Genomic DNA, 14400 nt, shown 5'->3' with positions numbered 1-14400 from the left:
AGCGGTTGCTGAAGGTATGCAGCGAGTTTGCTGTCAGCTTCCAGCAAGCAACGCACCCATCCCGCGTTCGCGGCGGGCGGGCATGACGGGTCGCGCCGACATCATCGGCGTTCCAGCAGCTGCAGCAGGTAGGTCCCGTAGCCGGACTCGAGCAGGACCTGGGCGCGCCGTGCCAGCTGGTCGTCGTCGATAAAGCCCATCCGCCAGGCCACTTCCTCGGGGACGCTGACCTTCAGGCCCTGCCGACGTTCCAGCGTGCGGATGTAGTCGCTGGCGTCCAGCAGTGAGTCGAACGTCCCGGTGTCCAGCCAGGCCGAGCCGCGAGCGAGCACCTCCACGCTCAGCCGGCCCTGGTTGAGGTAGGTCCGGTTGATGTCGGTGATTTCGTATTCGCCGCGCGCCGAAGGTCGCAGGCCCCGGGCAATCTCGATCACGTCGTTGTCGTAGAAGTACAGGCCAGGCACCGCGTAGTGCGATTTCGGTGTGGCCGGTTTCTCTTCGATCGACAACGCGATGCCATCCGCGCTGAATTCGACGACACCATACGCTGAGGGGTTGGCCACCCAGTAGGCGAAAATTGCCCCGCCACTGATTGATTGGAGGCGCTGGAGATTTGTGCCGAGGCCCGGTCCGTGGAAGATGTTGTCGCCCAACGCCAAAGCTACCGAGCCGCTGCCGATGTGGTCGGCGCCGATGATGAAAGCCTGGGCCAGACCGTCGGGACGGTCTTGCACCCCATAGCTGATGTTGATGCCGAATTCCGTGCCGTCGCCCAGCACTCGCCGGAATGCCGGCGCGTCGTGGGCGGTAGTGATCACCTGAATGTCGCGGATGCCGGCCATCATCAGCGTGCACAGTGGATAGTAGATCATCGGTTTGTCGTACACCGGCAGCAGCTGCTTGCTGACACCCATGGTGATTGGATACAGCCGGGTGCCAGAGCCGCCGGCCAGGATGATCCCCCGCATGTCCTACTCCTCAGTCGACGAGGTCGGCGTTGGTTAACTCGGTCGCGATTAACGCAGACGCCAGATCGTGGTGGCGAAACACCGAGGTCACGTGGTCGTGGACGACACGAAACGCTGACGCGACAGGCGTGTTGGCACCGGGATCGTCTGCATTTCCGATCTTCTGTTCGACAACCACGACGCCGTCATGAACGTATATTCTGCCCACTTCGGCCTTTCGCGGGCGGGCAGCTGCCCAATCGCGCAACGCGGCGTGGCCCTGCGCGGCGCCGTGTGCGTCGCCGACTTCGATGTCATCGCTGGACAGGGCCACCAGGGTGTCGATGTCGGACGCATTCAAAGCGTCATGCCAAGCCAGTACGGTGGCGATCTCCGATGTGGTCATGGTGTGAAAGGTACCGTGCGCGCCGCGGCTAGAACGGCGTGTGGTCGAGCCAGTTCTGCCATATCGCGGCGTCGCCGAACACCGCGACATCGGTGTCGGCGACCGGAACTCGCCGCACGACCGCCAGCAGCAGGTCGACGGCACCGCCGCGCAGCGCCACCGCACTCTTGTCGTGGCCGTGTGACCAAGTAATGCGGTCGCCGTCGGCGCGGATCGTCCATTCACCGGCAGCCCCCAGACCGGGATCGGTGGCGTGCAGATGGACCGTTTGGCCGTTTTCCAGCGGGAGCGGTGCGCCGTCGCGTCCGGCCTGGGCCGCGACCCGCTCAAGCCATTCGCCGATGCCGTCGGCTGCCAGCTCGGGGGTGAGCGTGTAGTCGAGCGCGAGCGCCAGGGCGGCGTCGGCCCGGTGCACCGTCGCCTCGTGCAGCCGGCGCCGCACCCACCAGTAGGCCGGCCGCGAGCCCAGAAACGTCCATACCGGGGTTTCCTCCCCGGTTTGTTCGACGGCGTCGATCAGCCGCTGCGCTCCGCCGTGCAGCCACGAGATTGCCTCGTCGGGATCGGGCGGTGGCTTGCCTCCGTCGACTGTGCGCGGGTCGAGATAGTGGTCGACCCGGTCGGCGACGATCTGCGCCGCCCAACGATCACCGCGGCCGACATGACGGAACAACTGGGACAGGCTCCAGCCGGGACAGGTCGGCACCGGCGTGGACGGGTCGCCGCTGCGGATCACCTCGCCGAAGGCGCGATTTTGCTCCAGCAGTGCTGCGGCATAGTCCATGCGGTCAGGCTACGCGCCGCCCCAAGCAGTGCAGGCGCCAACCGGCTTGCTGCCACCGTTGCACGTCAAGGCAGTTGCGGCCGTCGACGACCACGCGTGCCCGCACCCGGTCGGCAAGCAGGTCGGGGTCGAGGTCGACGAACTCTTTCCACTCGGTCAATACCAACACCGCGTCGGCGCGGTCGCAGGCTTCCTCGACCGAGACCGCGTAATTCAGCGTAGGAAACAGCCGCTGGGCATTCTCCAGCGCTTTGGGGTCGTAGACGTTGACCGCCGCACCGTTGAGCTGTAGCTGGCCGGCGACATTGAGCGCCGGTGAGTCGCGCACGTCGTCGGATTCGGGCTTGAACGCGGCGCCGAGGACAGCGACGTTGGCTCCCAGCAGCGAGCCGCCGCACGCGGCGGTGGCAAGTTCGACCATGCGAGTGCGCCGGCGCATGTTGATGTTGTCGACTTCACGCAGGAACGTCAGTGCCTGGTCGGCGCCCAGCTCACCGGCGCGAGCCATGAACGCGCGGATGTCCTTGGGCAGGCAGCCGCCGCCGAAACCCAAGCCGGCGTTGAGGTACCGGCGCCCGATCCGCGAGTCATGTCCGAGCGCATCGGCCAACACGGCGACGTCGGCGCCGGCGGCTTCGCATACCTCGGAGATCGCGTTGATGAACGAGATCTTGGTCGCCAGAAAGGCGTTCGCCGAGACCTTCACCAATTCCGCGGTCTGCAGGTCGGTCACCAGGAACGGCACCCCGGCGTCCAGCATCGGTGCGTAGAGCTCACGGATCGCCGCCTCAGAGCGCGTCGAACCGTCTTGTACACCAAGCACAATGCGGTCGGGCCGCAGAGTGTCCTGCACCGCGAAGCCTTCCCGGAGGAATTCCGGGTTCCATGCGACTTCCACGTCGATATCGGGCCGCGCGGCCGCGCGGGCCCGTTGCACGAGCTCGGCCGCGGTCCCAACCGGCACCGTGGACTTGCCGACGATCACCGACGCGCGCGTCAGTCGTGGTGCCAACCGGTCGATTACGGCGTTGACGTGGCTTAAGTCGGCGCCGTACTCGCCCTTCTTCTGGGGAGTGCCAACCCCGAGAAAATGCACATCGGCGAAATCGGCGGCCAGGTCATAGTCGGTGGTGAAACGGAGCCGACCCGCTGCGATGTTGTCCCTCAACATCTTTCGCAGCCCGGACTCGTAGAACGGAACATCACCGGCAGCTAGCTTCGCGACCTTACCGGGATCGATGTCGACGCCGACGACTTCGTGCCCGAGTTCAGCCATCCCCGCAGCGTGAGTGGCCCCCAGATAGCCCGTACCAAAGACGGTGCACCTCATACACCCGTGTGTAGGTCGCCGCAATGAGCTAATTGCATCGCTCTTCTGAGCGGCGGGCAAACGTCAGGTGACAGTTTGCTGTTGGTGACCTAGAAACCCAGGCCAGGGATACCAAATCCGCCGCGGCCGAAGCCGCCGTGGCCCCCGAAGCCGCCATGGCCGCCCCCGGGATACCCGCCGCCCCCGGGATATCCGCCACCGCCGGGGTATCCGCCGTGGCCGGGGTTCCACGGCCCGGACGGGGGTCCCTGCTGGGGAGGACTCAGGATCGGCGGCAGCGGTATTGGAATCGGAACGGGGACGGGAGCTACGGGAGGCGGAGCAACCGGCGCCGGAGCGGGGGCTGCGGGCGCTGGGGCCGGAGCCGGAGCAGCCGGTTCTGGAGCCGGGGCGGCAGGAGCCGGGGCCGGCACCGGTGCAGCAGGCTCTGGCGCCGGGGCTGGCGCAGCCGGCTCGGGGGCCGGAGCAGCAGGAGCCGGCGCCGGGGCAGCTGGAACAGGCGCCGGCGCCGGAACAGCAGCCGGCGCTGGAACAGCAGCAGGAGCGGGCGCTGGCTTCGCCGGGGCGACCGCATTGTGGCCCGGTTCGGGCCGGACGGCCGCCGTCGGCCGCATACTGATCGCCAGCGCGACCACCAGCGCCGCAGCTCCTACCACGAAGATCGCCGCGACCGCGCTGACCACCAGGACCAGCGGCCTGCGACCGCCGTCCCGCGGAATAGCCGTAGTGATGCCGATATAGGTGCCGGTTGAGAAATCTTCCTCGTCTGCGACTGCGGTGTAGGCATCAGCGTCCAAGTCCGGAACTGCGCTGTAGGCCAGAGCTTGCTCGCCGGACTTGCCGTCGACGGCAACGTCGAAGTACCCGGGAGCGATTGCGTAGGGGTCTATCGCACCGGTGCCGGGATCTTGTGCGTAGGCCAGCGCAGCGGTCGAAGAGGAAAACAACGGTGCATTGGCCGAGGCCAGTGCCGCGCCCCGGGCCAGCGCTGTCTGCGGCTCGTCGGGAGCATTCACCGTCAGCGCGGTTGCCGCCTCCAACTGCGCTTTGATCGGGGCGATGTCAACACCGGAGCCGACGACGAACAGGCCATCAGGACGGGTCTCCAGCGCCTCGACTCCGGAAGCCATCGCCGAGAGCTCGGCGATCGGATCACTGCCGGGGGGCAGCGGCTGGCGATGCACGTCGGTGATCGACCCGTCAGCGGTGTTGACCACGGCCAGCGTTGCGGTGTCGGGCTCGACAAACAACAGTCCGGTCTGCGCATAGCCGACCGAGTTGCCGACGACTTGCGCCAGCGCTGCGGCGGCCAAGAACGCCGACACCAGCATGACGTTCTCGACCTTGCGCGCCGCCAGCGCGTCGCGCAGCGCAGCGGCCTCGATCGGATCCGTCCAGGTCACGCCCGTCGACCGCAATTGGTAGCCACTTTCGGCGGCACCTTCTTGGGTGCCCAGGATCGCTGAGACCACCTGGTCGGCCGCGTTCACAGTTGGTGCGTCGGCCGTGTTGACGGCGAAGCCCTCTTCATCGACCGTGACGCCGTCGGCGTTTTCGCCCTCAACGAGAACCATGCGGACCGCAGTGGGTGCCATCGACACCCCAAGTACGGTGTCCACTACTCCTCCAAAGCTGTTCGCTTGCAGACCGGGTCTACCGGAAACCGATCACCACGCCGAGCCAGTGCGCTGCGGATTGCCGAGATTCCTCAAGTGCTGGCAGGAGCAACACGGATCACTCCCCCGGTCCTTGCCACTTCGACAGTACATTTGGCTGGACCCGGCGGCCACGGGTTGACTACTCGCTGACTGTTACCCACGGCCGTGACCGAAGCCTCCGTGCCCACCCCCGAAACCGTGGCCCCATCCACCACCACCATGACCCCAGCCGCCACCACCATGGTCGCCACCCCACGGGCTTTCCGGCGGACCCAGCAGCGGGGGTCCCAAGATTCGCGGAATGATCGGCGGGATGATCGGCGGCGGCGCCACCGGAGCTGGCGCTGGGACCAGAATTGGCACTGGCGCGGGCATCGGAGCCCTGACCGGTGCCGGAACGTGGACCGGCGCGGGAGCGGCCACCGGAGCCGGCGCTGGGATAGGCGCAGGTGCGGGCGGCGCCGGTACTAGCGCCTTCGGCGCCGGGGCCGGAACATGCCGGGGGGCCACCACATTTTGGCTAAGACTGGGCCGCGAACTGACCGATGGTCGGATACTGAATGCCAGCGAAACCACCAGTGCCACAACGCCGACGGTAAAAATGACCACGACGCTCATTGCCGCCAAGAACGGCGTGCGACTCGGCTGCCCGAGCGCTCCCATCCCAAAGTCGGGGTACATGCCGGTCTTGGAGTCTTCTTCTTCGTCGACATCGGCGTAGGCGTCGGGACCCTCTTGGGTGTAGATCGCGGCTGAGTCGTCCGCAACGGCGCTATAGGCCAGCGCGTCCGCACCCGGCTCGCCACCTGCGGCTAACTCAGCGACGGCCAGGTACCCCGGCGCGAGCGCATGCTGGCTCACCGAACCAGTGCCCGGATCCAGCGCATAGGCCAACGCGTCGGTCGACGAGGCGAACAGCGGCGCGTTCGCCGACGCCAGCGCCGCTCCTCTAGCCAGCGCCATGTCGGGCCGCTCGGGCACGCTCAGCGGAAGCGACGTCGCCGCCTCCAACGCCGGCTTGATCAACGGGACGTCGACCCCGGAGCCCACCACCAGCAGGCCCTCTGGGTGATCGTCGAGCGCCTCAGCAGCAGAAACCAGCCCGACCAGCTTGGCAACCGCCTGATCGTCGTCGTCGGGCAGCAGCTCACGGCGGACATCAGCGATCGACCCGTCGGTGGAATCCACCACTGCCAACGTCGCGGAATCGGGCTCGATGTACAGCAGCGCGGTCCGGGCATACCCGGTTGCGCTCCCCACCGACTGAGCCAACGCCGCCGCGGCCAAGAACGCCGAGACCAGCATGACATTCTCAACCTTGCGAGCCGTCAACACGTCACGCAATTCGGCGGCTTCCTGCTGGTCAGTCCATGTCACACCGGTCGACAACAGCTTGTAGCCGGCCTCGCTGGCACCTTCCCGAGTACCCAAAATAGCCGCAGCCACTTGATCAGGTGCGCTGAAAGTTGCCGGGTCTTCGCCGTTGGCGAGGCCGAAGTTTTCCTCATCGACGGTTACGCCGTCGGCGTTTTCCCCCTCAACCAGCACCATGCGGACCGTCGTGGGTGCCATCGACACACCAAGTACGGTGTCCACAACTCCTCCATGTCGTTTGCTAGCTATCCGCGGACGATAGCAGGCAGCCGCGGCAAACGGGCTCCCCACCATGAGATTCATCGCCGCACGCGGGTGCGGCGTTACCGCCAGCGAAGTTAGCTGGGCTATATGAACTTCTGGTCAGGAAATGGCTGCCCCCGCTGACCCTTCGCCTAGCGACACTACCCCCGCATTCGCGCGGCGGCCGAACTTAGCGGTGCCCGCCGCCTCCGCCGTGCCCGCCGCCGCCGAAGCCACCGCCACCAAAGCCGCCGAAGCCGCCGAAGCCGTGGCCGCCGCCCAAGCCGCCGAAGCCACCAGGGCCTCCGCCGAAGCCGCCGGGGCCTCCACCACCCTCGTGACTGCCGCCGAACCCGCCAAAGCCGCGGTCGGCGCTGTCATCGGACGGACCCTGCATAGAAGGCGCCCCGATTCCCGGGCCTTGCGGGAAAGCCGGTGGAGCTTGGGGACCGGGCATGGTCGGTGCCTCCGGACCCAGTATCCCTGGGACCCCCGGTGCCTGCGGACCCGGCATGAATGGAACTCCCGGCGCGACTGGGCCCGGCATGTGCCCAGGCGCTTCGGGGGCGTCCGGGGCTGGCATCTGCCCCGAAGCGTCGGGTGCCGGCATTTGTATTGGAGCCTGTGGACTCACATGTATCGGAGCTTGGGGGCTCACGTGTATCGGAGCCTGCGGGGTTACCACCGGCACCGGCACGTGCACTGGTGCCGGCTGCGTCGGAACGCTGACTGGAGGCGGCGACCCAGGGAAATGCCCCTGAGGTGGCGACCAAGGCAGGTGCCCCGGCGACGGCGACCAAGGCAGATGCCCCGGCGGCGGCGACCCCGGCACGTTTAGAGGAAGGGGATTGACCGGCGCCAGCGGGCCGACGTGAATCGGCAACGGCAGCGGGACCAGCACGGGCGCGTGGGGCGCCGCGACGGGCGCCGGCGGCGCGACCGGAGCCGGCGGAAGAACCGGCGGCGCGACCGGAGCCGGCGGAAGAACCGGTGCCGCGGGCACAGGAGCCGCGGGCGGAGGAGCCGCGGGCGCTGGAGCCGGAATCGGTGCGTTCGCCGGGCGCGGTGCCGCCACTGGCGCCTGCAGATGATTGACCTGTGGGGCCGGGGCACTCGCCGGGACCGGCGCAGGCGCGGGGGCCGGCTGGGCCGGGACAAGGAGGTTTTGCAATGGCCTGGGCAGCAACGCAACACCACTAGGCCGGATACCGAGTGCTAGCGAGACCTCCAGCGCCAGCACCGCGGCAACAAAGACCACCGCCAGCACGGTGCCGGCGAGCAGAAGCGGCCGCCGCTCGCGATGCTCGTCATCAGCCAAATCCAGGACGGTGGTATCGACTTGAGCTTCCTCGTCCGGCACGGCGCTATAGGCGAGGTCCTCCTCACCCAGTTCGGTGCCCGGCGGAACATCAGGCACCGCAAGGTATCCCGGAGACACCGCGTAGGGATCGACCTCGCCGGTAGCGGGATCCTGCGCGTACGCCAGGGCAGCGGTGGACGACGCGAACAGCGGCGCGCTGGCCGACGCCAGCGCCGCACCCCACGCCAACGCCGTCTCCGGTTCCTCCGGTGCGCTCACGGGAAGCGACGTCACCGCCTCCAACTGCGGTTTGAGCGTCGCGATGTCGACACCGGAGCCGACGATGAACAGGTGCTGCGGGTGCGGGTCTAGCCTGTCCACGCCGGCCACCATCTCGGCCAATTCGGCAACAGTGTCGACGCTGGAAATCAGCTCTTTGTGGACGTCGGTGATGGAACCGTCGGCGGAGTCGACGACGGCCAGCGTCGCGGTGTCAGCTTCCACGAAAAGCAGGGCGGTGTGCGCGTTGCCAGTAGCATTGCCCACCATCTGCGCGAGCGCAGCCGCAGCCATGAAGGCCGAGACCAGCATGACGTTTTCGATCTTGCGGGTGGCCAAGGCCTCGCGCAGGGCGGCAGCTTCCACCGGGTCGGTCCAGGTCACTCCGGTCGACGCCAGCGCGTAGCCAGCCGCTGTGGCGCCCTCCCGAGTGCCCAAGATCGTCGAGATCACCTGGTCGGCCGCGTTTACCGTTGCTGCGTCGTCATCCGAGACAATGTCGAAATTCTCTTCGCCGACCGTGACGCCGTCGGCGTTTTCGCCTTCAACGAGCACCATACGGACGGCTGTGGGTGCCACCGACATACCGAGTACGACGTCCATCGCTTCCTCCAAAGGCCCCGCAATCCCACGGCCTGAGCAGACGGGAGCACCACACCGGCCGCCCATCTGTAGGAATGATCGGCGCAAAGGCTGTGTGGCGTTACAGCCGAACTTAAGTGGACCTTATGAAATTCTGGTACGAGCGCGACGGCGTCGGTCCGCGCTGACCCTGATACTTCGACCCAGCCCGCGCGCTGCCGTAGGGATGGTCGGCGGGACTGGTCAACCGCAGAATGCACAGCTGACCGATCTTCATCCCCGGCCAGAGCGTGATTGGCAGGTTGGCGACGTTGGAGAGCTCCAGCGTGATGTGGCCGCTGAAGCCAGGATCGATGAAGCCTGCGGTCGAGTGGGTGAGCAACCCGAGCCGTCCGAGCGACGATTTGCCCTCCAGCCGGCCGGCCAGGTCGTCTGGCAGCGTGCACAGTTCCAGCGTCGAGCCGAGGACGAACTCGCCAGGATGCAGCACAAACGGTTCTCCGTTGACCGGTTCCACCAGGCTGGTCAACTCGTCTTGTTGCTGGGCGGGGTCGATGTGGGTATATCGGGTGTTGTTGAACACCCGGAACAGGCTGTCGAGGCGAACATCGACGCTGGACGGCTGGACCAGGGAATCGTCGAACGGGTCAATCCCCAACCGGCCGGCGGCGATTTCGGCCCTGAGGTCACGATCGGATAGCAGCACGCGACGAGCGTATCCGTTCGACTGAGGCTCGCGATGTTGATGAACGAGGTGACGCGGGGTGCTAGCCTTCCCAGGCAACCGCGCCGATGTAGTTCAATGGCAGAACATCAGCTTCCCAAGCTGAATACGCGGGTTCGATTCCCGTCATCGGCTCCACGAGCCGCAGGTGTCACCTTTGACCTCAAGACCTTACACGCACCATCCAGGGCAGGTTAGATCTCAGCCATGGGCGAACGTGTCACGTTCTCAAGCTCCACGGGCCCGAACCTCGCAGGGATCATCGAGGTACCGGAAAGAGCGGTGCGCGGCTGGGGCGTGTTTGCGCACGGCTTCACGCTCGGTAAGGACTCCCGGAGGCCGAATCATCGGGGCCTGGGCCGACGCATACCTCGGCGATCCGTGATCGAGGCACTTAGCAAGCGGGACAACCAGTGACTGTTCTGGTCGCCGGCATCGATTCGTCCACACAAGCGTGCAAGGTCGCGGTGTGTGATGCCAACACAGGTGCGGTGATCCGCGAGGGCCGCGCCGGCCACCCGGAGGGCACCGAAATCGCCCCGGCAGCATGGGAATCCGCCGCAATGGACGCAATCGCATCCTCGGGTGGGTTCGATGACGTCGACGCGATTGCGGTCGGAGCCCAGCAACACGGCATGGTATGCCTCGACGCGACCGGCCAGGTGGTGCGGCCCGCGCTGCTGTGGAACGACGTGCGTTCGGCCGATGCCGCACTCGCACTCATCGACGAGCTCGGCGGAACACGCGCGTGGGCGCAGGCCGTCGGTGTCGTGCCGCTCGCCGCGATCACGGTGTCGAAGCTACGGTGGCTCGCCGATAACGAGCCGCACCTTGCCGATCGCACGGCGGCCGTCTGCCTACCGCACGACTGGCTGACGTGGCGGTTGCGCGGCGACACCGAGATCGCGACGCTGACCACCGATCGCAGCGACGCTAGTGGCACCGGTTACTACGACGCCGCGAGCGACGGCTACCGTTTCGACCTCCTCGAGCTGGCTGCGCGTGGTCGCCGGCCTAATGTGCCAACCGTGCTCGGCCCCTCGGACCAAAACGTCAGGAGCGGAACGATATTCGGGGCCGGCCTCGGCGACAACGCGGCCGCGGCGCTGGGCCTCGGCACCGAAGAGGGCGATGTGATCGTCTCGGTCGGAACGTCAGGGGTCGTGGCCGCCGTCACCGCCAACCCGGTCCGCGACGATAGCGGTTTCGTAGCCGGATTCGCCGACGGCACCGGGCACTACCTGCCGCTGGTGTGCACGCTCAACGGCGCGCGAGTAATCGACGCGGCCGCCGCAATGCTGCGGGTCGATCACGACGAGCTGTCCCGACTTGCGTTGTCGGCACCGCCGGGCAGCGAAGGCCTGGTGCTGGTGCCGTATTTGGAGGGTGAACGAACTCCCAACCGTCCCAACGCGACTGGCGCATTGCACGGCCTGCGGGTATCGAATGCGACGTCGGCCAACCTGGCCCGCGCCGCGGTGGAAGGGCTGCTGTGCGCGCTAGCCGACGGCCTCGCACAACTCACCAGGCATGGCATCGTTGCGCGCCGGATTCTGCTGGTCGGCGGCGGCGCCCGATCGCGGGCACTTCGCGAGATAGCACCCGCGGTGTTCGGGATGCCGGTGCTGGCGCCCAACCCCGCGGAGTACGTCGCACTGGGCGCGGCACGGCAGGCGGCCTGGGCGTTGTGCGGATCGCTCCGACCACCCGCCTGGAAGCCGCCGCCGACCGACGAGTACACGGCCGACCCGGCGCCGGCCGTGCCGGAACGCTATGCCCAAGTGCGCGACCTGACCGAAGGCGCACGGTATTAACCGCCGATCAGCTCCGCCGCCCGCTCGGCGATCGCATAGACCGTTGCGGCCGTGTTGGCCGACGGGATCGACGGCATGACTGACCCGTCGGCGACCCGCAGGCCGCTAATGCCATGCACCAAAACCGTCGGGGGTACGACGGTTTTGACATGTTGCGCGTCACCGCACCTGGTCAAGATGTCGCGGATCGGCCGGTATTTGGTCCACGGCTTCAGCCTGGTGTCGACAATGCTGAAGTCCGACGGCGGCGCGGCGGTGGCGGATCGCGACATCAGCGATCATTTCATCGTGCAGAGCCCTAACCTTCACCTTTAGCGGCTCAACGTGGCGTCAGCAAGCAATAGCATCTCTGGCGTATAGGAGCATCCGAAATGACGAGCACCCGTGTAGGCAAGCGCACTCCCCGGCCATTACTGTTGGCGACCCGCCTTGTAGTTGTGGTGGTCGCGTTGTTCGGCCCGCTGGAAGCAGCCTCGACCGCTCATGCCGACGCAGCCGATGACAGTCCAAGCCGAGCTGATTAACTTCTTCAACTATGGAGAACTAATCCATTATGACTAGATCGTGCAGAGACTGCGTAACCGGACTGCTACCCGTGCGGCGGCACAACATGTTCCGGGCGTGAACGGCATTAGCTAACAGCACCAATGCGATAACGGCGAACGCTTGCGGGTGTGAAATCCCTGTCGGTGTCGGTTCAACCTGAACAAGTCATACCCCGCGCCGGTCAGGTTACCTTGGGTCGGCCAACAGTGCGCACGCTGCCTTCGGGCACGTCCGCTGGCCCTTGCTGATTGTTCTGTCGTCAGCGCTTAGGGCTCCGATCAGGTAACTACACGCTCAAAACAAAAGCTTTTCCCCAGCTTTCGCTGTTTTTCATATTTCTGCCGCTTTGAACCCGCATACTGGCGGCGTCGTCGACGCCGAGAAGAAAGGAGGCGCATCAAATGCCCTCACCTCGCTGGCTGGCCAGACTGACCATCCCCATTATGGCTGGCGCCGTCCTGGTTATTAGCGCTCCGATTGCGACTGCCGATCCCATCAATGACGCGTACCTCGATCAACTGCGCGGCCTCGGCTTCACTTGGCCGGAGGGCCACGAGGAGGCCATCATCGGGATGGCGCAGCTCATCTGCGACGATCTCGGGTGGGGTTGGACGGGAGACCAGATTGCACAGCACGTCCACGCCAACTTGGACTCGAGAGGCGTTGCACATGGACAGGTCGCATCCATGGTGGACCTCGCACACCGGACCTATTGTCCCAACCAGCGGTGCTGGGCCCCTCACTGCTGAGCGGTCCCGTTGAGCCGCTGGTGAACCTGGCGCTGACGACTTGCCTGGACGCTCTAACACTTAGACGGACGCTTCTTCGCACGTCGCTTCAACCGACGGACAGCCTAAGACGGTGACACACATCGAATCGACTTCCCAAGCTGAATAGGCGGGTTCGATTCCCGTCATCGGCTCCACGCCTCGCTGGGCAGACGGGACGAACGCCGGTTCGGCTACTGGCCCGCTCAGTTGGTGAGTTTCGGCGGGCCGACTTGCGTCGCACATTGTTTACCTCCAGCTGTTGCATCGAAATAAATCCGGCCGCAATTGATTTCATGACAGCAGACAACAAACGTCCAGCCATTACCCGGCTGGTAGGTTAACCGCCTATGGGTGCCTTGGATGGACGCGTGGCCTTGATCACCGGCGGGGGTCGAGGGCAGGGGCGCGCACATGCGTTGGCCTTGGCCGCCGCGGGAGCCGACATTGTGGCCGCCGATGCTCCCGGTGCGATGACGGACCTGACCTACCCGCTAGGAACCGAGGACGACTTACGGGAGACGGCAAAGCTGGTCGAAGCGCTGGGTCGGCGCTGCTCGCCGCTGACCCTGGACGTACGCGATTCGGCTGCGGTCGGCGCCGCGATCAAGCAGACGGTCGCCGACATGGGCAGCCTTGACATCGTGCTGGCTAACGCCGGGATTGTCAGCACCGGACGACTGGAAGAAGTCACCGACGGGGTTTGGCAGCAGCTGGTCGATACCAACCTGACCGGTGTATTTCACACGCTGCGGGCGGCCATACCGGTGATGCGACAGCAGCGGTTCGGCAGGATAGTCGTGACCTCCTCGATGGGAGGCCGGATGGGCATCCCCGAGCTGGCGGCGTACAACGCCACGAAGTGGGGTGTCATCGGCCTCGCAAAGTCGGTTGCCCTGGAGGTCGCCAAAGAGGGCGTCACGGTCAACGTCATCTGCCCGACCACTGTGCAAACGCCGATGGTGCAACCCACTGGAAGTGACGACATCCCAAACGATCTGGTGCGCCGGATGATAAAAGCCAATCCAATACCCCAGCCATGGCTGCAGCCCCAAGACGTCAGTCGCGGAGTGCTGTACCTGGTCACCGACCCCGGGGTCATCACCGGCAGTGTTCTAGAGATCGGCCTGGGCGGCAGCGCCCGCATCCATTGACGCGGGCCTCGCGGTGGCTACAGAACGCGACACGCTCGAGCAGTTCCTGAGCTTGCTTCACCTCTTCATCACCTCGCAGTTGTGCATGTCAGGATGGCTCCGGCCTGAACGGCAGTGAAAAGTCCTGCACAGCAGCAGCATTCGATGCGCTTGAACCCGCAGATCGTCGAGCTAGGGAGCCTCGTGAAGCCGGCGCCTGTCGCCGTTGCTATTCCTTCACGATTACCGGGTCGCCGATGTTGACCGTGTTGAAGTACCACTCAGCGTCCGCGGGACTCAGGCTGATGCAGCCGTGGCTGACATTCTCCAGCCCTAGCGCGTTCACTGCCCACGGAGCTGAGTGCACGAAGAGACCACGGCTGGTGATACGGACGGCGTAATCCACCGGGATCCGGTAACCATCGGGGGCGTCGACGGGGATACCGACGCTGCTCGAATCCATAACCAGCGAGCGTTCCTTGGACAGGACGGTGTAGGTTCCGACCGGCGTCG

13 protein-coding genes, 1 tRNA gene and 1 pseudogene are annotated in these 14400 nt (G+C 66.0%); 5 read left to right on the top strand and 10 right to left on the bottom strand.

What is annotated here, in order from left to right; all coding sequences use genetic code 11:
• Positions 1-101: 101 nt before the first annotated feature.
• The 8 genes from rfbA to dcd all read right to left on the bottom strand — a co-directional run bounded on the left by rfbA (position 102) and on the right by dcd (position 9609).
• On the bottom strand, positions 102-968 hold the full coding sequence (gene rfbA / locus VEI45_RS15230) for a glucose-1-phosphate thymidylyltransferase RfbA (protein WP_324854595.1): 867 nt from the start codon (positions 966-968) through the stop codon (positions 102-104).
• A gap of 10 nt (positions 969-978) precedes the next feature.
• Entirely contained in the window at positions 979-1353 is a 375-nt protein-coding gene (locus tag VEI45_RS15225) for a nuclear transport factor 2 family protein (protein ID WP_324854593.1), read from the bottom strand.
• A gap of 28 nt (positions 1354-1381) precedes the next feature.
• Positions 1382-2137 carry a maleylpyruvate isomerase family mycothiol-dependent enzyme gene (locus tag VEI45_RS15220; RefSeq protein ID WP_324854591.1) on the bottom strand — a complete coding sequence of 252 codons (756 nt, stop codon included), beginning with the start codon at positions 2135-2137 and terminating at the stop codon, positions 1382-1384.
• A gap of 4 nt (positions 2138-2141) precedes the next feature.
• A complete protein-coding gene (locus VEI45_RS15215) occupies positions 2142-3467 on the bottom strand; it encodes a UDP-glucose/GDP-mannose dehydrogenase family protein (protein WP_324854589.1) in 1326 nt (441 codons plus the stop codon).
• 89 nt (positions 3468-3556) lie between these two features.
• Positions 3557-5086, bottom strand: a complete 1530-nt coding sequence (locus VEI45_RS15210) for a DUF7159 family protein (protein WP_414687495.1) — start codon at positions 5084-5086, stop codon at positions 3557-3559.
• A gap of 192 nt (positions 5087-5278) precedes the next feature.
• Entirely contained in the window at positions 5279-6721 is a 1443-nt protein-coding gene (locus tag VEI45_RS15205) for a DUF7159 family protein (protein WP_414687494.1), read from the bottom strand.
• A gap of 211 nt (positions 6722-6932) precedes the next feature.
• Positions 6933-8924 carry a DUF7159 family protein gene (locus tag VEI45_RS15200; RefSeq protein WP_324854587.1) on the bottom strand — a complete coding sequence of 664 codons (1992 nt, stop codon included), beginning with the start codon at positions 8922-8924 and terminating at the stop codon, positions 6933-6935.
• A gap of 112 nt (positions 8925-9036) precedes the next feature.
• Entirely contained in the window at positions 9037-9609 is a 573-nt protein-coding gene (gene dcd / locus VEI45_RS15195; protein WP_324854585.1) for a dCTP deaminase, read from the bottom strand.
• A gap of 82 nt (positions 9610-9691) precedes the next feature.
• Between dcd and VEI45_RS15190 the strand changes: the two genes are divergently transcribed.
• The 3 genes and pseudogenes from VEI45_RS15190 (at position 9692) to VEI45_RS15180 (ending at position 11441) form a co-directional block, all read left to right on the top strand.
• A tRNA-Gly gene (locus VEI45_RS15190) sits at positions 9692-9765 on the top strand.
• 69 nt (positions 9766-9834) lie between these two features.
• Positions 9835-9957, top strand: a pseudogene (locus VEI45_RS15185) (alpha/beta hydrolase); the annotation flags it as partial.
• 83 nt (positions 9958-10040) lie between these two features.
• Positions 10041-11441, top strand: a complete 1401-nt coding sequence (locus VEI45_RS15180) for a xylulokinase (protein ID WP_324854582.1) — start codon at positions 10041-10043, stop codon at positions 11439-11441.
• Here the strand turns inward: VEI45_RS15180 and VEI45_RS15175 are convergent.
• Complete coding sequence (locus VEI45_RS15175; RefSeq protein WP_324854580.1) at positions 11438-11713, bottom strand: GMC oxidoreductase; 276 nt, start codon at positions 11711-11713, stop codon at positions 11438-11440. The genes VEI45_RS15180 and VEI45_RS15175 overlap by 4 nt on opposite strands.
• 675 nt (positions 11714-12388) lie before the next feature.
• Between VEI45_RS15175 and VEI45_RS15170 the strand changes: the two genes are divergently transcribed.
• Entirely contained in the window at positions 12389-12736 is a 348-nt protein-coding gene (locus VEI45_RS15170) for a DUF732 domain-containing protein (protein WP_324854578.1), read from the top strand.
• 368 nt (positions 12737-13104) lie between these two features.
• The gene (locus VEI45_RS15165) at positions 13105-13908 is read left to right on the top strand and encodes a mycofactocin-coupled SDR family oxidoreductase (RefSeq protein WP_324854576.1); all 804 of its coding nucleotides are present in this window, start codon (positions 13105-13107) and stop codon (positions 13906-13908) included.
• A gap of 208 nt (positions 13909-14116) precedes the next feature.
• On the opposite strand, the gene VEI45_RS15160 is transcribed toward VEI45_RS15165, so the two are convergent.
• The coding region (locus tag VEI45_RS15160) for a L,D-transpeptidase (RefSeq protein WP_324854574.1) at positions 14117-14400 on the bottom strand (284 nt) is incomplete at its 5' end.

It is taken from the genome of Mycobacterium sp., from assembly GCF_035623875.1.
GTDB lineage: Bacteria > Actinomycetota > Actinomycetes > Mycobacteriales > Mycobacteriaceae > Mycobacterium.
This window is presented reverse-complemented; position numbering and strand designations above follow the sequence as displayed.

Excerpts from the sequence above, each read along its gene's own strand:
- rfbA (WP_324854595.1), bottom strand. The coding sequence starts at position 968 with ATGCGGGGGATCATCCTGGCCGGCGGCTCTGGCACCCGGCTGTATCCA.
- VEI45_RS15225 (WP_324854593.1), bottom strand. The coding sequence starts at position 1,353 with ATGACCACATCGGAGATCGCCACCGTACTGGCTTGGCATGACGCTTTG.
- VEI45_RS15220 (WP_324854591.1), bottom strand. The coding sequence starts at position 2,137 with ATGGACTATGCCGCAGCACTGCTGGAGCAAAATCGCGCCTTCGGCGAG.
- VEI45_RS15215 (WP_324854589.1), bottom strand. The coding sequence starts at position 3,467 with ATGAGGTGCACCGTCTTTGGTACGGGCTATCTGGGGGCCACTCACGCT.
- VEI45_RS15200 (WP_324854587.1), bottom strand. The coding sequence starts at position 8,924 with ATGGACGTCGTACTCGGTATGTCGGTGGCACCCACAGCCGTCCGTATG.
- VEI45_RS15175 (WP_324854580.1), bottom strand. The coding sequence starts at position 11,713 with ATGTCGCGATCCGCCACCGCCGCGCCGCCGTCGGACTTCAGCATTGTC.
- VEI45_RS15170 (WP_324854578.1), top strand. The coding sequence starts at position 12,389 with ATGCCCTCACCTCGCTGGCTGGCCAGACTGACCATCCCCATTATGGCT.
- VEI45_RS15165 (WP_324854576.1), top strand. The coding sequence starts at position 13,105 with ATGGGTGCCTTGGATGGACGCGTGGCCTTGATCACCGGCGGGGGTCGA.